This is a genomic window from Winogradskyella algicola, from assembly GCF_005869935.1.
GTDB classification, from domain to species: domain Bacteria; phylum Bacteroidota; class Bacteroidia; order Flavobacteriales; family Flavobacteriaceae; genus Winogradskyella; species Winogradskyella algicola.
In genome coordinates this window covers 94,881-112,781 of sequence record NZ_SZQF01000005.1, presented here as the reverse complement: position 1 = coordinate 112,781, position 17,901 = coordinate 94,881, and the positions used below count along the sequence as shown (strand labels likewise).

At 33.4% G+C, this 17,901-nt stretch carries 20 protein-coding genes; 15 read left to right on the top strand and 5 right to left on the bottom strand.

Annotated features, from left to right (window positions below; translation table 11 throughout):
- Nucleotides 1-30 precede the first annotated feature (30 nt).
- Both FC091_RS09275 and FC091_RS09270 read right to left on the bottom strand, forming a co-directional pair.
- The gene (locus tag FC091_RS09275; protein ID WP_138433995.1) at nt 31-2,244 is read right to left on the bottom strand and encodes a type IA DNA topoisomerase; all 2,214 of its coding nucleotides are present in this window, start codon (nt 2,242-2,244) and stop codon (nt 31-33) included.
- Nucleotides 2,245-2,302: 58 nt separating this feature from the next.
- The gene (locus FC091_RS09270) at nt 2,303-3,238 is read right to left on the bottom strand and encodes a M23 family metallopeptidase (RefSeq protein WP_138433994.1); all 936 of its coding nucleotides are present in this window, start codon (nt 3,236-3,238) and stop codon (nt 2,303-2,305) included.
- 125 nt (nt 3,239-3,363) lie between these two features.
- Here FC091_RS09270 and FC091_RS09265 point away from each other — a divergent pair, with 125 nt between their 5' ends.
- The 3 genes from FC091_RS09265 (at nt 3,364) to FC091_RS09255 (ending at nt 6,601) form a co-directional block, all read left to right on the top strand.
- Nucleotides 3,364-4,917 carry a DEAD/DEAH box helicase gene (locus FC091_RS09265; RefSeq protein ID WP_138433993.1) on the top strand — a complete coding sequence of 518 codons (1,554 nt, stop codon included), beginning with the start codon at nt 3,364-3,366 and terminating at the stop codon, nt 4,915-4,917.
- A gap of 163 nt (nt 4,918-5,080) precedes the next feature.
- Nucleotides 5,081-5,452, top strand: a complete 372-nt coding sequence (locus FC091_RS09260) for a hypothetical protein (protein WP_138433992.1) — start codon at nt 5,081-5,083, stop codon at nt 5,450-5,452.
- 78 nt (nt 5,453-5,530) lie between these two features.
- Nucleotides 5,531-6,601: an alkene reductase gene (locus FC091_RS09255; protein WP_138433991.1), complete on the top strand. Its 1,071-nt coding sequence runs from the start codon at nt 5,531-5,533 to the stop codon at nt 6,599-6,601.
- Nucleotides 6,602-6,643: 42 nt separating this feature from the next.
- Here FC091_RS09255 and FC091_RS09250 read toward each other — a convergent pair whose 3' ends face one another.
- Both FC091_RS09250 and hpf read right to left on the bottom strand, forming a co-directional pair.
- On the bottom strand, nt 6,644-7,087 hold the full coding sequence (locus FC091_RS09250; protein ID WP_138433990.1) for a hypothetical protein: 444 nt from the start codon (nt 7,085-7,087) through the stop codon (nt 6,644-6,646).
- 2 nt (nt 7,088-7,089) lie between these two features.
- Complete coding sequence (hpf, locus tag FC091_RS09245; protein ID WP_138433989.1) at nt 7,090-7,392, bottom strand: ribosome hibernation-promoting factor, HPF/YfiA family; 303 nt, start codon at nt 7,390-7,392, stop codon at nt 7,090-7,092.
- A gap of 162 nt (nt 7,393-7,554) precedes the next feature.
- On the opposite strand from hpf, the gene FC091_RS09240 reads away from it, so the two are divergent.
- On the top strand, nt 7,555-8,064 hold the full coding sequence (locus FC091_RS09240; RefSeq protein WP_138433988.1) for a hypothetical protein: 510 nt from the start codon (nt 7,555-7,557) through the stop codon (nt 8,062-8,064).
- A gap of 26 nt (nt 8,065-8,090) precedes the next feature.
- Here the strand turns inward: FC091_RS09240 and FC091_RS09235 are convergent, their stop codons facing one another.
- Complete coding sequence (locus tag FC091_RS09235) at nt 8,091-8,450, bottom strand: DUF2237 family protein (protein WP_138433987.1); 360 nt, start codon at nt 8,448-8,450, stop codon at nt 8,091-8,093.
- Nucleotides 8,451-8,512: 62 nt separating this feature from the next.
- Between FC091_RS09235 and FC091_RS09230 the strand changes: the two genes are divergently transcribed.
- From FC091_RS09230 to FC091_RS09180, 11 genes are all read left to right on the top strand, one after another.
- Nucleotides 8,513-8,962, top strand: coding sequence for a DUF2452 domain-containing protein (locus tag FC091_RS09230; protein ID WP_138433986.1), 450 nt, complete (start codon nt 8,513-8,515; stop codon nt 8,960-8,962).
- Between the two features lie 84 nt (nt 8,963-9,046).
- Nucleotides 9,047-10,351, top strand: coding sequence for a GAF domain-containing sensor histidine kinase (locus tag FC091_RS09225; RefSeq protein ID WP_138433985.1), 1,305 nt, complete (start codon nt 9,047-9,049; stop codon nt 10,349-10,351).
- A 60-nt stretch (nt 10,352-10,411) separates the two neighbouring features.
- On the top strand, nt 10,412-10,984 hold the full coding sequence (locus FC091_RS09220; protein WP_138433984.1) for a DUF4251 domain-containing protein: 573 nt from the start codon (nt 10,412-10,414) through the stop codon (nt 10,982-10,984).
- A gap of 150 nt (nt 10,985-11,134) precedes the next feature.
- Nucleotides 11,135-11,716: a hypothetical protein gene (locus FC091_RS09215; RefSeq protein ID WP_138433983.1), complete on the top strand. Its 582-nt coding sequence runs from the start codon at nt 11,135-11,137 to the stop codon at nt 11,714-11,716.
- The gene (locus FC091_RS09210; protein ID WP_246035854.1) at nt 11,709-13,517 is read left to right on the top strand and encodes a tetratricopeptide repeat-containing sensor histidine kinase; all 1,809 of its coding nucleotides are present in this window, start codon (nt 11,709-11,711) and stop codon (nt 13,515-13,517) included. The genes FC091_RS09215 and FC091_RS09210 overlap by 8 nt, the downstream gene beginning before the upstream one ends.
- A gap of 16 nt (nt 13,518-13,533) precedes the next feature.
- On the top strand, nt 13,534-14,304 hold the full coding sequence (locus FC091_RS09205) for a LytTR family transcriptional regulator DNA-binding domain-containing protein (RefSeq protein ID WP_138433982.1): 771 nt from the start codon (nt 13,534-13,536) through the stop codon (nt 14,302-14,304).
- Nucleotides 14,305-14,470: 166 nt separating this feature from the next.
- Nucleotides 14,471-15,223: a hypothetical protein gene (locus tag FC091_RS09200; protein WP_138433981.1), complete on the top strand. Its 753-nt coding sequence runs from the start codon at nt 14,471-14,473 to the stop codon at nt 15,221-15,223.
- A 146-nt stretch (nt 15,224-15,369) separates the two neighbouring features.
- A complete protein-coding gene (locus FC091_RS09195) occupies nt 15,370-15,858 on the top strand; it encodes a putative adhesin (RefSeq protein ID WP_138433980.1) in 489 nt (162 codons plus the stop codon).
- 130 nt (nt 15,859-15,988) lie between these two features.
- The gene (locus FC091_RS09190; protein WP_138433979.1) at nt 15,989-16,861 is read left to right on the top strand and encodes a helix-turn-helix domain-containing protein; all 873 of its coding nucleotides are present in this window, start codon (nt 15,989-15,991) and stop codon (nt 16,859-16,861) included.
- Nucleotides 16,862-16,952: 91 nt separating this feature from the next.
- Nucleotides 16,953-17,354, top strand: a complete 402-nt coding sequence (locus FC091_RS09185; RefSeq protein ID WP_138433978.1) for a DUF5367 family protein — start codon at nt 16,953-16,955, stop codon at nt 17,352-17,354.
- Nucleotides 17,355-17,357: 3 nt separating this feature from the next.
- The gene (locus FC091_RS09180; RefSeq protein WP_138433977.1) at nt 17,358-17,864 is read left to right on the top strand and encodes an anthrone oxygenase family protein; all 507 of its coding nucleotides are present in this window, start codon (nt 17,358-17,360) and stop codon (nt 17,862-17,864) included.
- Nucleotides 17,865-17,901 lie beyond the last annotated feature (37 nt).

Genomic DNA, 17,901 nt, shown 5'->3' with positions numbered 1-17,901 from the left:
AAAATCACTCGAGCTGACATTAAATAAACTTTAAAAACTAACCCTAAAATCACAGCCCGTTTTATAATTGCTACAACCAAAAGCTGTTTTTCCTTTTAGAATACGGCCGGTTTTGCATTTTGGGCAAGAATCACCAATTTTAATTTTAGGTTTTGCAGTTAGTTTAGGCTCTAACTTAAGTTTGTAGGCATCATCAAAACGCAATAAGCCTTCAATAGATTTCCCATTAATTTTGAAGCCTTTAAGATTAACTGTAGACCCTTTATCTAATAATCTAACATATTGATTTTCTGAAATTTTTTTCTCACCATATTTAAAAGGTAAAACAAAATCACACCCTTTTCCGTAAAGGTTGCAGCCATAAGCACTTTTTCCTTTTAGAATATGCCCATTTTTGCATTTTGGGCAAGTAGTACCAACCAGCTTTTCTTTTTTAGGTTTCGATTTAGATTTTTTAACAGGTTTATTATTTATCGCAGAAATACGTGTTTCTACCTTTTCGCTTCTTACCTCATAGACTAACGCATCAACCATACGTTTCATTCCTTTAATAAACGTATTAGCGCTTATTTCACCTTTTTCTATATCTTTTAATTGTTTTTCCCAAGTGCCAGTGAGTTCAGCAGATTTCAACAATTCATTCTGAATAGTATCTATCAACTGAATACCAGTTACCGTAGGTAAGATTTGCTTTTTGTTTCGCTTTATATATTTACGCTTAAAAAGGGTTTCAATAATATTGGCTCGTGTAGATGGCCTTCCTATACCATTTTCTTTCATAAGGTCTCGAAGTTCATCATCATCTACTCGCTTGCCTGCAGTTTCCATAGCACGTAGGAGAGAGGCTTCAGTATATTGTTTTGGTGGTTTGGTTTGCTTTTCTAAAAACGAAGGTTCGTGTGGTCCTTTTTCGCCTTTTTCAAAAGTAGGTAAAATAGATTCTCCTTTAGATTTAGAGCCATCAGACTCAAATACTACACGCCAACCTTTAGATAAGATTTCTTTTCCAGTAGTTTTAAAATTCACATCTTCTGCTTTACCAATAACTGTAGTATTAGATACTCTACAATCATCGTAAAAAACAGCTATAAATCGTTTGGTAATGATGTCATAAACACGTTGTTCATTATGCTGTAAATGGGTTTGCATTCCTGTGGGAATTATAGCATGATGATCCGTTACTTTTTTATCGTTAAATACACGAGATGATTTCTTTATCTTTTTATTTAGTAAAGGTGATGTAAACTGATTGTAATCAGTTAGTTTTGATAAAATATTTTTTACTTTAGGGTATATATCACTTGGTAAAAAAGTAGTATCAACTCTGGGATAAGTAACCACCTTTTTTTCATATAATTTTTGAGCAATTTTTAGTGTGTCATCTGCAGATAATCCAAACTTGGTATTACAGTAAACTTGCAATCCTGTTAAGTCAAATAGTTTTGGTGCATATTCTGTACCTTTCTTTTTGGTGATAGACACAATTTCAAACTCATGTTCTTTAACCTTATTAGCTAACTTTTCACCATCTTCCATTTTAAGGAAACGTCCTTCTTCGTAACTAAACAAAGTATCTCTGTATAAGGTTTGTAGCTCCCAGTAAGGTTGTGGTACAAAGTTTTCTATTTCTTTATAGCGATTCACCAACATGGCAAGGGTAGGAGTTTGAACTCTACCAACCGAGAGTACTTGTTTATAACCACCATGTTTAACGGTATATAAACGAGTGGCATTTATACCTAATAACCAATCGCCAATAGACCTAGAAAAACCAGCATAATAAAGATTGTCATAATCTTCAGCTGGTTTAAGATTTTCAAAACCTTCTTTTATAGCTTCTGTAGTAAGCGATGAAATCCAAAGACGCTGTACTTTTCCTTTATATTTAGCTTCGCTTAAAACCCAACGTTGAATCAATTCTCCTTCTTGGCCAGCATCACCACAATTAATAACCACATCTGCTTTATCAAAAAGACTTTTTACAATGTTGAACTGTTTTTTTATACCATCATTATTCGAAACTTTAATCTTGAATTTTTCAGGAAGCATTGGTAAGTTGTTAAGATCCCAACTTTTCCAATGAGGTTTGTAATCACTCGGCTCGCATAGCGAACAAAGATGACCAAAGGTGTAAGTTACAGCATAGCCATTGCCTTCAAAGTAGCCATCACGTTTGGTGTTGGCACCTAAAACACTTGCAATTTCTCTTGCGACACTTGGTTTTTCGGCAATACAGACTTTCAAAATTTATTGAATTTTTAAGACTGCAAAATAAGTAAAATAAAGAATTATAAAAGTGGTTTTAAAGCTCTAAAATCAGCTTTTGTCCAATCCTAAGCATAGAGTTCCTTTTAATTTTGTTGGTTCTACAAATTGAAGCAATACTCGTTTGGTTACGTTTAGAAATTCTGGAAAGTGTATCTCCCTTTTTAACAACATATACTTTGCGTTGCTTTTCTAAACTGGCTAAAGCCTCTTCCTTAGTATTAAATAAGCTTAGCTTTGCTAAACCTTTAGAGCTATGGTATGTTGCTCTGGTCCATTTATGGGTTATCCAAAGATCTTTAGAACGAATGGTGTTAGTATCATCGAAGTTAAACAGATATTCTGGGTGAATGTATTCACCTTTATAGCTTGTTACCAAATGTAAATGACTTCCAGTAGAGCGTCCTGTGTTACCGCCTTTTCCTAAATACTGCCCTTTTGCTAACGTATCATTTGCCTTAACTGCAATCTGTGAAAGGTGAGCATAAGTCGTTTCTAAACCATTAAAATGACGAACAACAACTGTTTTACCATGGCCACGACTATATCTTGCAAATCTTACAATACCGCCAAGAATAGAAACTACAGAATCGCCTGTTACCAAATCAATATCAATGCCTTTGTGTGGTCGACCTCTTCGCCAACCATAGTGCGATGTAATTACTTTTTTATGCGACACAGGTGAAGCATAGGTGCTGTCAGAAAATGTGATATTAATAGGGAATTCAGATACAGTGTACTTGTAAGGGTTATATACTGTTGTATCCCAATGCTCAGCTTTAATATCTGGTAAATCACCGAGAAGAGTATCAGTATCAGCTGATTGTAAAGGTATTTCTATTTCCTTTACTAAGCTGGCCTTTTTAAACGTAGATGGTAATATGATTTTTAAAGTATCTGAAGGAATTTCATTTTGGGCACTTAAACAATTAACACCCATAAAAAATGAAATGGCGAATAAGAGGGTTTTCATTAATTTAAAAAATATTCTTTCGGTTGAAAGAACGCTAAATTAAGACAAATATTGTTAATCGCAAATCACTTTATTCATCGACTAAAAAGCCTTAATTTTGCACTTCTCAAATTACAATACAATTTATGTCGCAAACAAACCAAGCTGTTCAAGAAAAGAAAACCGATAAAGAATTATACGATTACCAACAAGGCGCTATTAGTCAGATTTTTGAAAAATTTGACACAGCACCAGATGATTATCACTTGCTTTACCAACTGCCAACAGGTGGCGGAAAAACAGTTATCTTTTCTGAAATGGTACGTCAATACTTAAAAAATCATAACAAAAAAGTTTTGGTAATGACGCATCGTATTGAGCTTTGTAATCAGACTTCTAAAATGCTGACTAGTTTTGGTGTTACCAACAAGGTGGTAAATAGTAAGGCGAATTTAGATGACCAGGCTGAGTATTCTTGTTTTGTAGCAATGGTTGAAACGCTAAATAACCGTTTGAATGATGATAAGCTAGATATCTCTGATGTTGGTTTGGTAATCATTGATGAGGCACACTACAACTCATTTACTAAACTCTTTAGATTCTTTGAAAAGGCTTTTATCTTAGGTGTTACTGCAACACCATTGAGTTCTAACAAAGAATTACCAATGAAAGGAAATTACAATGAGTTAATTACCGGTGAGTCTATAGAAAATCTTATTGAAAACGAGTTTTTAGCACGATGCGAAACGTATGCCTATGATATGGGATTAACTTCGCTAGAAGTTGGGTCTAATGGCGACTACACAGTAAAATCTTCCGAAGATTTATATACAAGTCCTGCAATGCTTCAAAAAACAGTAGACGCGTACAAAAAGCATTCGCTAGGGAAGAAGACTTTAATATTTAATAATGGTATCAACACGTCGATAAGTGTATATTATGCGTTTAGGGAAGCAGGTTTACCAATTATGCACTTAGACAATACCGCAACAAAAAAGCAGCGTAAACAAATTTTAGATTGGTTTCACAAAACACCAAATGCTATACTAACTTCGGTAAGTATCTTAACTACTGGTTTTGATGAACCAACAATTGATACGATTATCTTAAATAGAGCGACAAAGTCATTAACACTCTATTACCAAATGATTGGTCGTGGCTCTCGTATCTTAAATAATAAAGAGAAGTTTACAGTAATAGATTTAGGTAATAACCTTTACCGTTTCGGTCCTTGGGGAGCAGACTTAGATTGGCAATTAATTTTTAAATCACCAAACTGGTATACTGATCGTATTAAAGATGATGAAGCTATTGAAGCCAACTTTAAACACGATTTAGCAGATGATATCAAAGATGAATTTTCAAAATCTGAAAATACTTACTTTGATATCAGACAAACTTACAAGGATGCGGTTGATGCTGGCGAATCTTCAAAAGTAGTGTTGGAACGATCTATTGAACATCATGCAAAAATATGTATTGAAAATAGTGAGGATGTGTATGATGCACTAGCTCTAGCCAAATTACTAAAAGACGATATCAACCAGCGTATAGAAGTGTATGCCAAATGTATTAGTAAAAGTACTCACAACTTTCTGAAATGGTTGAAGGATGATTATCAGAAAAAGCTCAACTCATATCTTAGAACTAATTTTGATGAAAAGTTTGAAGAGATTCACGGATACCCTCCTGAAGACTAGAAAAAACCTTGACACTTAACTTATTGATTTATAATGTGTTTTAATTAAATATATAAAGTATTAATTCCAGGTTAAAGTGGATCAAATGATGTTAAGGTCTCTTAAAATATTTGAATGATACGCATATATTGGTTATATTAAACTAAACCAAAAAAATTCAGATATGCGGATACTAATAACTATATGCTTTTTATCATTTTCAACGATCATCTTTTCTCAAGATCCTATTATGCAACAAAATAATGAATCATTGGAGACTGTTGCGGCAAGTATTACAGATAAATATGATGATGAATTGGAATTAGATGCCAAGCAATTCGTTTTATTTCAAAAAAAAGTTGAGGAATTTTTAATACGAGAAGAAAAGATTCATGCCAATTATAATGGAGAAGAAAAACTTAATCGTTTATATAAGCTAAGAAAGGCAGAATCATTAGAAATGCGTAATATTTTAACCAAACCGCAATTCACGCTATATAAACAACTGAAGTCGCAGATTCAGCCTTTAGCAGTTGTTGACACTAAAAAGTCTTAACTAGAACTAATTAATAGTAAAAAGTGGTAACTTTTATAGAGTTACCACTTTATTTTTAACATAAAACCAAAAATAAAAATGAGTATTTTTCAATCTTACCAATTAGGGGATCAAACCCTTGACAATAGAATAGTTATGGCACCAATGACACGTTGTAGAGCCATAGATAATGTACCAAATAATCTTATGGCGGAGTATTACGCACAACGTGCATCAACAGGATTAATAATTACCGAAGGAACCTCACCTTCTGTAAATGGTATTGGCTATGCAAGAATACCTGGCGCTTATTCGCCTTTACAAATAGAAGGCTGGAAAAAAGTAGCAGATGCAGTGCATGCAAAAAATGGTAAAATTTTTGTACAATTAATGCATTGCGGACGAATTGTTGGTGCAGAGAATTTACCAGAAGCAGGTGAAGTTTTAGCACCTAGTGCTGTAAAAGCCGCAGGTGAAATGTTTACCGATACCAAAGGAATGGTGCCACATGTTACGCCTAGGGCAATGACCTTAGAAGACATAATACAAACCCAGCAAGAGTTTGTAGATAGTGCAACAGCATTGGTAAATAGAGCAGGAGTGCATGGTGTTGAGCTACATGCTGCAAACGGATATTTATTAGATCAATTTTTAAATCCTAAATCTAATGTACGTGAGGATGCTTATGGTGGTGACTTTAAAAATAGGGCTAGATTCGTATTGGAAGTTTCAAAAAAAGTCGTCGCAAGCGTGGGTAAAGACAAGGTCGGTATTAGGATATCCCCTTACGGTGCTATGAATGATGTAGATCATGATTATGAAGACCTAGTTGACTTATATAGTTATCTAGCATCAGAACTAAGAGAAATAGGTATAGCTTATATACATATCGCAGACCATTCTGGCAGTATGGGTGCGCCAGATTTTAAGACAGATATAAAAAGTACCATAAAACTACACTTTCAAAATACCATTATTACTGGTGGTGACATAAATAGTGTAGATGATGCAGAAAAGATATTATCTGATGGTTACGATCTCGCTTACATCGGAAGACCATTTATAAGTAATCCAGATCTAGTTCAAAAATTTTTAGATAGAGCAGATTTAAAAGATCCAAATCCTGACCTGTTTTATACACCAGGTAAAGAAGGTTATACAGATTACTAAATCTTGCGACAAAAAAACCTCTGAATGCTCAGAGGTTTTTTATTATATAAAATTTTCATCTTCCGTTTGCCGCTTGGTAGTTGGAGGTTCTGTATGCATGGTTTTTTCTAGACCAGCAGAATCTACATTAAAAAATTCGAGCAATTCTGTATGTCTCTTGATATGCTTTATGTCTTCACCTTCCATTACAATGGTTCCTATCATAGCTTCAGGGTGTTGAGCGAGTATTTTTACCAAACCTTCTTCAGAATAATTAGCGTCGGCATCATAGCCTTCAACCTGTTGTATATCTACAAAAGATCGCAAGGAAGTGTTTAATCGTTTGGCTATATCGTGCCATATGGTATCAGATGGCATTGTCTTAGTAATATCTATTGCATGTGTATCTTTTTTAGCAGCTTTTAAAATAGCTTCTATTTGTGCACTAAATTGTGTACTGCCAGCATAAATACAATTAATGAGTCCTTCTTTATTATCTATTGTCATTATTAATAATTTTTCATGGTTTCTTTTCGTTTTGTTAGCTGGCGTTGCAACTCGTTGACAACTTCACTTACAGCATCTCTAAAATTAGCTTTTGATGCTTCAGCAAATAATCGCGGTCCTGGTGCACTAAGGCGTATACCTGCAATCATACCAGTTTCATCACTAGTTGTGTTTTCAGTTTTAAAAAATACATCAGCTCTAATAACAAGCTCGTTACGTTTAAAAAGTTTCGTAAGTTTTTCTTTTGTAAATGTTTCTAGACTGTCACTTGCGGTAACATCGTCATATTCAAAAATAATTGTCATGTAATCTTCTTTTTTAGTTTTCTTTAATATAACTGACAAAGCCTTTATAAGCAAAGAGTTTAATAATATTTTATGATAAATTTTGTTGAGAATTTCAAATTAGTGTGATGACATTTTAAAAGTCATCCGTTGGATTACTATAATCGTAAACCTTTTAAAAAAATGAAAACAACATTAAAACTTTTAATGATATTCATACTGTTAGGATTATCATTCGGATGCTCAAGTGATGATAGTGATGAGAATGAACAAGCACAACAACCAATGATTTTTGAAGTCGATAATTTAATATTTGGGCAGTATGAAATTGAGCGACCGCCTTCAACAAATGATTTTGCAGCTGTTTATGGTATGGCTGTTTTTGAAGTACGTCCAACGGCAACACAATACACGTTAACTTATGAGAGTACTACAAGCCCAAATCTGAATTTCACTATCTCTTGGGAAAATGGAGAGGCTATACCTACAAGAGGAGCACCAGTTGCACCAGATGATATTCCAGGTTACAATTTAGGCATTGTGGGAGGTGAATACCATATTGTAATTTTAAGCTATGGATGTGAAGGTCCTCCTGGCGGAAGCTGCCAGCCTGGCAGTGATGGCTTAAATCAAGTTGAAAATAATTTAAGAGCTATTGAAGGCACAGTAACCGTGCAAATAGATTTTGAGTAGACCGATACGAATATTTCTCTAATAAGTTAAAGTTTGTACTTTTCTAAAAGTTCTAAACTTGTATATTCTAAAGCTTTTATGTGTGTGGCACCTAGATCAATTTTAGGTGCTACACCAGCTTTTTCAGCCTCAAGCCATCTCGATATGCACAAACACCACTTATCGCCAGGCTTTAATCCGGGAAATCTCCATTGAGGAATTGGAGTGGTAAGGTCATTACCTCGCATTTTTGTGTACTTTAAAAATTCACTAGTAACCTGAGCACATAGAACGTGTGTTCCTGTGTCTTCTGGCATGGTACGGCAATAGCCATCCCTAAAATAGCCTGTCATCGGGTCTGTGCAGCAAGCCTGCAATGGCTTTCCGTAAACATTGGTAATACTCATTTTTTAGCGATTTATTAAGATATCTTACACCATAAAAATATGTATTTTTGCTTAAAATTGTTATGGCTACTAATAAAAAGAAAACTGAAAAGCGACCAGATTTAGTCGTGTATGATGATGATAAAGAACGTTATGACGCTGCATTTAGACCTTACGCCACCAATGTAGGCGCGCCACAGATTAAGCTACCAAACAATGGCACGTGGAAAAGCTCACAAATCTACAAAGCTAATAAGCATTTGAAGGCTAAATTTGAAACCTTAAAAGCAGAATACGATGCGCTATTACAAGTTATGGAGTATAACGAACTTGTAACCAATGCCAAGTTTACTTTTGAGCCTTTAATTGGCGAAACCTATCACTTGTACAATAACGCTAAGCAAGAGCCCTTTCTCTCAATTATAGAACCGAATAGTTGTAGTTTTGAATATTTAGGTAGTTTTCGTTTAACATCAGATTATCTATGGGAAAAGGTCGATTATAACAAGAGTACAACAGTTTCAAAAGTTTAGAAAGTACCACGTAATTTATTCATTTTTTATTTTTTATAATCAATAGATATATAGAACTTTGCTGGTTGAATAAAACCTACAAAAATGCCTCAAAAAAAAGATCAAATCATAGAACGTCAGCTGCGATTTCAAAAGCTATTGATTAGCATATCCACAACATACATTAATGCCGATATATCTGATATAGATCAACTAATTAATAAATCACTTAAACAAATAGGAGAGTTTGTTGAATCTGACCGCAGTTATATCTTTTCATATGATTTTGAAAATAATACGACTACAAATACCTATGAGTGGTGTGCAGATGGTATTACACCAGAAATCGATAATCTCAAAGATGTTCCGATAGATTATATTCCACAGTGGTTAGAAGCTCATCGCAAAGGGGAAGCCTTTTGGGTAGAAGATGTTAGTGCCTTACCAGATGATGGTGAATTTGGTCTTAAAGCTATTTTAGAACCCCAAGGCATTAAGAGCTTAATTACTATTCCTAAGTTTAAGAAAGATGAACTTATCGGTTTTATCGGCTTCGATTCTGTAAAAAAACTTAATAAATATAACGATCACGAAAAAGAAATTCTCTTTGTGTATGCCAATATGTTGGTAAACCTAAAACAGCGAAAGGAATATGAAGAAAGAATTAAGACGCAGGAGGCGAAGAAACAAGAACTTTTAGAACACCTATCGCAACAAAATAAGTCTTTAAATGAATACGCACACATGGTGTCGCACGACTTAAAAGCTCCTCTTATTAACATTCATACACTCGTGAGTTGGTTTATGGAAGATAATAAAGACAAAATCAACGATAAGCAGTCCTACCCATTGCAACAAGTATTATTTAATGTTGAAAAAATGGATTTACTTATCAAAGGAGTCCTAGACTATTCTACTATTGACCGTATTGATTCGGGAGACAGTGTGGTGAACCTTAATAAGATTATAGATGAAATCCTGCAAACAATGCTCATCCCAGAGCACATAAGTATTAACATCGATAATAATTTGCCAAGCTTGTTTGGAAATACTTGGAGATTTAAACAAGTATTTCAAAACCTTATTTTAAATGCAGTAAAGTATTGCGATAAAAAACAAGGATTTGTAGAGGTGGGCTATACCGAAGAAAAGGAGCACTTTCAGTTTTTTGTAAAAGACAATGGTATAGGTATCAACCCTAACTATTTTCATAAGATTTTTAAAATATTTACCAAATTAGAAAGTACAGGATCTTCATCTGGCATTGGTTTATCTATTGTAGAAAAAATTATAAATTATTACAAAGGTCACATTTGGGTTGAGAGTGAAGAAGGAAGAGGTGCCACTTTTTATTTCAACTTACCTAAGTCTGCGGTATCTATACCTGTAGAACAAACTAGTGAAGCATAGCTTAAAAGCGTGTTAATGTTCTGGCAAGTATCGACTTAAATAATTACTTTTAAGTTGACTATGAAAAGCCATTACCTCATAAAATCCTTTTTCTACTGTGCAGCACTATCAATGCTTGTTGTAGCACTATCTTGTAAATCTTCGGAAACTTCTGCAGAGCGCGCCCAAAAACTCAATACTCTGGAAAGCAAACTCAATAGCAAAGCGTTTAAAATTGATGTCAACACAGTGTATCCGTTTAATACCAGAGCGACTACTCAAGTTTTAAATCAAGTAACTCGTTATACAGGGAACACAGCTAATCAAATAACCGTTAATGGCTATGATATCACTTTTAAAAATGATAGTATCATTGGCGAATTACCGTATTATGGTGAACAACAATTAGGTGGTGGACGCTTAAATAACCAATTAGGTGTTGTACTTAGAGGTATACCGAAAGATTACAGTCTAACCAGACACAAGAAAAAAGATGCATATATCATGAAGTTCGTAATGGATGATAATTCAGATTCCGTAGAGACATATAATGTGATAATGACATTCTATATCAATAACATGGTAAATATTAACATTTTATCTTCTCATAGAACTACTATTGATTATAGAGGACAACTCAAAGCTATTGAATAAATAGTCATTATTTCTTCTCAATATTTCTATTAAATATCCTATCTTTAAACAATCCCTTAGTTAATAGCCCTTATACAGATTTAAAATTATCACTTCATTCTGCGAAGAATGTATATTTTTATTTAATGCTATTAATTAACTACCAAACCAATGTACATCAAAATCAAACTCAAACAAGATGGTCCAATCATCCAACCTATTAAGTTCAATATTCTTTTAGATGAATTAAAAAATGCCCTAAAACATTGTTATATGGAATTAGGCACTCCATACAATCCCATTCGGATTGATAATTTCGTAACTGTAGGGAAAAATGCTTTTTCTCTAATTGATAGAAAAACCAAAATATCTATTAGCCTATCAGCCAATTCCGATGATGATTTGTCAGATGTTATAGATTACAGATTAGTGTGTTGTAAAGTTATTAATGTAGATAAAACCTTTATTAATATGGATTGCTTACTCAATAATCATTGGGGAAGACTATTTAAATATAATGATGATTATGTTTACAGCGCACCAGATGGTACATTATATATTGCGCCAAATAAAAAAGAAAAATGTGTCATTTCTACAAGAGATTCTGTACATGACGCCAACGTATCATACAGTATATTACTATCCCTTAAGGTAAACTTCAAAAACGAAAAACCAAGACGTTTTTATTTAATATTGGATCCCTTAGTGAAAGTTAGTGGTGGTAAGGGAAAAATCCCTCCAATAATTGAATAATATTGTGTTTATTAATTCTAAAAAGAATATACATTATGTATGCATTATTATAGCAATATTACAGTATACGTACTCTTTTTCTCAAAATAGAGATATAACCGATAGCCTTGGTGAATTACTTAAGGAAAAAGATATTACCAAAGCAGAGAAATCTAGAATACTAAACCTTAGAGCATATTATTTCAATAATGTTGACTCTGCTTTGATATCTGTAAAACATGCCCTAACATTGGCTAAAGAAGTAAAGGATCCAATATTAGAAGCTGAAGCTCTTGAAGAGCTTGGTCATGTAGAATATCGTTTAGGAAATAATACTAGTTCACTAGAAGCTTCTTTTAATGCCTTAAAGATATATGATTCATTAGAACTTAAAGAACAAATAGCTGCTATTTATGTTCAATTAGGAAGTAATTCTATAAGTAATGAAGATTATGTTTCTGCAATAAAATATTTAAAAAGTGCTCATCGTATTCAATCCGATTTAAAAGAGGATTCTAAGTTAATATTGACCAAACTTAACTTAGGTGAAATCTATCGTCTAGCTGGAAAACTAGATAGTGCAACTTTATATCTTCAAGAAACTTTAAATAGGAATAAAAGCTTAAATAGTAGTACTGTTCAAGGCTATTCACTTGGTAATTTAGGGATGGTGTTACACGCTCAAAAGCAGTTCGATACAGCAGAACAACATCTTAAGGAAGCTATTGCAATATTAGAACCCTTAGGTGATGATTATTCGACGTCAGTGTATTTGGCTGAACTTGGACAAATCTATGCGAAAACATCTAAAAACAATCTTGCTGAGTCTAAGTTACTCGAAGCCTATGAAATGGCTCAAAAATCAGGACTCAAAGAGCAAGTTAGAGATTTTAGTAGAAACCTAACTGACTTTTACAAAACACAAAACCAATATGATAAAGCATTACAGTATTTAGAAGTCAACAGGATATACCAAGATAGTTTGGTAAACAAAGCATCAATACAAAAAATAGAACAACTCAAAGCCAACTACGAAATAAGCAAACGCGAATCTGAAATTTGTCTCTTAAACACCATAACCACTAATCAGCGAAACCAAATGATATTACTTGCTTTTGGTGTGTTGTGTATTAGTGTATTGGCATTGTTACTTTTTAGAAGCAATAGAGCTATTAAAAAAGTAAATCTACACATTGCCGAACAAAACACTGTTATAGAAAAACGTGAGCAGGAAAAAGCTTTATTATTAAAAGAATTAAATCATCGCGTAAAAAACAATCTTCAGATGATATCTAGTCTTTTAAGTCTTCAAAGCCATCAACTCACTGGTCATCCTGCTCAGGAAGCTTTAATTGCTGGCAAGAATAGGGTAGAAGCACTATCGTTGGTGCATAGAAAACTGTATCAGGAAGGTGCAGAAACAAAAATTGCACTCAAAGAATATATTGAGGAATTGATACTTGGATTATTTCATGGTTACAATGTAGACTTCAAGCCCAAACTTAATATCGATAATTCTAGCATATCCATAGATAAAGCAATTCCATTAGCATTAATTATTAATGAAATAGTTATTAATTCCCTAAAGTATGCCTACAAAAACATGGAAGCGCCTTCTTTGTATGTACAACTCAATAAAGTAGAGAATCATTTAGAATTAGATATAAGTGATAATGGTGTTGGTTTTAAAGAAGACCAGGTAGTTAAGAAAAATTCCTTTGGACTTAAACTAATTCAGTCTTTAATACATCAATTAGACGGTAGTATAGAACGGTTTAATACTACCGGAACACATTGGAAAATAAAAATTAACACAGAATAACTATCTTAGAGATACTATGGCCAATTCAAATTCAAAAGTAAAATTGCTTATCGTTGAGGATGAAATCCTGCTTGCCACTGATATTGCCAACAAACTTCAAGATAACAATTATGAGATTGTTGGTATTGTTGATACAGCAAATAAAGCACTTAATATTTTGGAAAGTCATAATGATGTAGATATGGTTCTTATAGATATTGTGATAAAAGGAGAATTTGATGGTATAGAACTTGCGCGTTTCATTAATCAAAAACATAAAATTCCATTTATGTTTTTAACCTCTCATGCCGATAGTTATATCTTTGAGCGTGCCAAAAGTGTCAAACCTCACGCATACCTTCTAAAACCTTTTAACGAGCGTCAAGTCTGTATTGCTATAGAACTCGCCCTCAAAAATTTTTCTATAAAAAAATCCCAAGAAAACATTTCGGAAAAAACGAGTTTTGAGTCCAAAGACAATCAGGTACTTAATATTAATGACAGTTTATTTCTCAAAAAAAATCAACACTTTGAGCGTGTACCTTTGCAAGAAATCTTGTTCTTAAAAGCCGATAGTAACTATTGCAGCGTCTATACCAAAACAGACCGATTTGTATATTCTGTTGGGCTCAATAAAATAGAAGAACAATTACCTACTAAACGCTTTATGAGGGTACATCGCAGTTATGTAATTAACATCAATTCTGTTGTAGGTTATGAAGGAAACCTTTTATTTATTCAGGATAAGAAAATCCCAGTAAGCAAAGCACATAAAGAGGAAGTCTTTAGGCATTTTAGGACAATCTAAAATTACACTCATTTTCACTAATTAACCTTAAAATTTGATTTAATCAAGTTTTTTTACCATTCACACAAGGTATTAGTCCATTCGCGCATTTCTTTTCTTTTCTAGTTATTGGTTTTTCAACTTTGAGAAACGAAAAATTAGTATTAATCATTTAAAACAAAATCAAATGGGACATGGACCAAATTTAAAGAAGGCAATTAAGGACAATAATAATGCTATACAAGCAGTTAATGAAGCCATTGCAAAAGCAGAAAAAAGCTTACAGAACACAGAAGACAAAGCAATAGCTTATATCAATAAACATACAAAAGGTATTATTGATAATGGTATTATAGCAAGTAATCCAAACACATACTCAAAATTTTCTGAAACTTATAGTCTCGATATATTAGATGGAATCATTGATGGAGCTATTAAGTTTGCTGAAGATTATCTTGATCCTGGAAAAACCGAAACCAAAGCAGCTCAAATGGCTGGTGATGTTGGGCAGGTTGTAAAATCCACTTTAGCACTTTTTGCAACTAGCTCAAGCTCTAATGAAAAGTTGCAAGTTGTTTTTAACCAATTTAGATCTGGTAATAATAATTATGCGATATACTATGCTTGTAACTCCATGAGTGTAAAGGCTGATAATGCTTGGGGGTCTAAAGAGATTATGGTAGTTACAAATATGTATGTTTTTGCTCAAGTAAAACCTAATCCAGATATTACACATCAACAAGTAATACAAGCTGATTTAGATGCGATTGCTCAAGCAAATATTAGCTACGATAACGCCATAGTTGCAGCAAAATCTCAAAAGGAATTAGATGCACTTACTTTTGAGCAGAAAAAAATCAATTTACTAAAAACAAAGCTAGAAAATGATTTAAAAAACACTGAACTACTAATGCATCACAAAGGTATGAAGAGATCATAATTAGCATAGATTTTCGGTCTTTAATACACTGGATTGATTGCATTTTTAATGACTATTTAAATCCAGTGTTGTTATTCCTTAATTATAGTATGCTTTGCATTCATGTTTAACAATGCAAATAGATATAAAATTTAATTAATAAAATTATGAGCGTAAAAGTAACAAATAAAGATATTGTGCTTCTTGGACATGGCAATTATGCTGGCGGAGTAAACAATATGGTTTTACCAGAAAAAGTAGATCTCTATATTTTACCGCCTATCGGTTATACACTAAAAACAGATGTAGCAAAAGCACTAATACAACAAAATGAAATTGATAAACTTGTATTACACCACGATAATGGTAGAGGAGACTCTACTATTAAACCTCCAATGATTTTATACAAAGGCGGTACAGAAGCACCTAATCTAAAACTTTATGATTTAGAAGATTTATATGATTGGGGCAGGTATATAATAGGTAACAGAAAAAATGTTGTAACAGTTAATAAACCAACACTATTATCAGACTTATTAGCAGATAATAATAAAATTCAAGAAGCTATATGGTATCTTGCAGAAGGCGAGCAATTAAAATTGTATTGGTCAGCATGTGCTAATCAAATAGGAGGTAATAGTGCAAGTTTACAATGACTTAAAGCTATAAATTGAGATAAAAAACCAATATTAAAGTCTATTAATACTGGTTTTTTTCAAAGAATAATCTAACTAATCATATCGATAAATTCAAATCAAAAATACTATTTTTAAATTTGAATACCACATGACCAGAGACATCATCAATATCAATGACTTCATCATTTTGGTGGAGGAAGCTAAAGTTGGCACTAATGCTAAAGATTTAGTGTCAGAGTCTAGTGCTTGTTCTTTTGATGAACCAGTGATTGCAGTAGCTTTCTACGGTTCTGGCAATATTGATCTTACAGTAAAATATGGTAAAAAGGAAAAAGAGTTCAATTACACTAAAGGCTTGGCATTGTCTTTTTATGCCGATGAAAACGTAGTTTTCGATCATACGGTAGAAAACGACAAACCATTAGAGTGTTTACTCATTGCAACTACAACAAGTGCTATAGACAAACTACCGAATCAAGAAGGGGAGTTGTTTGGAGAAATGCTGAACGAGCTGGTCAATCCATCCGACCATTATGCTGAAGGTCCAAGCTTCATCATGACACCTCAAATGCAAACCATCGTTGATGGACTCTTCAATATTCAATACGAAGGCAAAACCAAAATGATGTTCTTTCGTAGTCAGATTACAGCATTATTGTCGCACTTTTTTGGGGAACTCGCCAATTTAAAAACCGAAAAACTAAAAACACCAGAGCGTGAAAAACTCAATCAAGCTAGAGACATTCTATTAAACAATCTCGACAATCCTCCATCCTTAAACGAAATCTCAAAACGCATTGGACTCAATACCTTCAAACTCAAAAAAGAATTCAAAGAATTATTTGGTGTACCAGTATTCAAATACCTCCAAAACCAACGTCTTACTATAGCACATAATATGATTAGAAATCAAGATGCTACGGTACAGGAAGCCGCTTGGCACGTTGGCTATGATAGTTTAAGTTCTTTTTCAAATGCTTTCGAAAAAAAGTTTGGCTTCAGACCTAGCCAAATCAAGTGAATTCCGTTTCGAACAAATCATAATCCTTTTTAAACAAGTCAACCCTTTGCCTTAGAGATAGCTTTGTCCTGAATTTAAAAACCAAAAGGACATGAAAACAAAGAGAGCTATCGTAATAGGGTTCATCATTTGGATGATAGCCATAATATGCTACATAGTAGCAGGCAGTATAGCAACTACACAACAATTAAAACACCTTCCGGGAACTGTCTTATTTATAGTAGTAATGCCATTGGTATGGTTTGGGGCTAAGTTCTATTACAAAAATGACAATAAAACCCATGGTTATTGGGTAGGCCAGACCATGCTACTTACTGCTGCAGCCTTAGACGCACTCATTACAGTTCCAGTATATATCATACCAATGGGAGGCAGCCATTACAGCTTTTTTACTGCTTTGGAATTTTGGATCATCGCTTTCGAATTTTTAGCTATAGCAACACTGTATTGGTACATACGTGTTTATCCAAAAAATGCAACCTCAAAAGCTTAAGTCATGAATATTTCTATAGAAAATACAGCAATCATAATACTTATAATACTAACAGGTTTATCAGCAGGCTTGTGCTTTACATGGTCTAACTCCATTACCTCAGGATTAGGACGATTAGATAACTTGGGTTACCTGAGTGCATTTCAACAAATAAACAGAACGATTCTTAATCCAACCTTCTTCATAGTATTCTTTGGGCCATTCTTCTTAAGCATCATTAATATATATGTCTTTAGAAATGCACCATCAAACATAAAGGGGTTACTAATCGCAGCCGCAGTAATCTATACGGTTGGAGTAGTGGTGATCACCATTTTTGGAAATGTACCCTTAAACGAAATGGTAGATAAAACTAATTTGATCACAGCAAGCGCTGAAGATTTAAAAGCCTTAAGAGCAACCTTTGAAACCAAATGGAATCAATTTCACACTATTAGAACAGTAACAGCAATAATTGCTTTTATACTGCTCATCATTAGCGCTATGCAAATCGAAAAAAGCAATTTATAAATCATCAATCAAAAAACGAACAGTAATTAAAAACAAA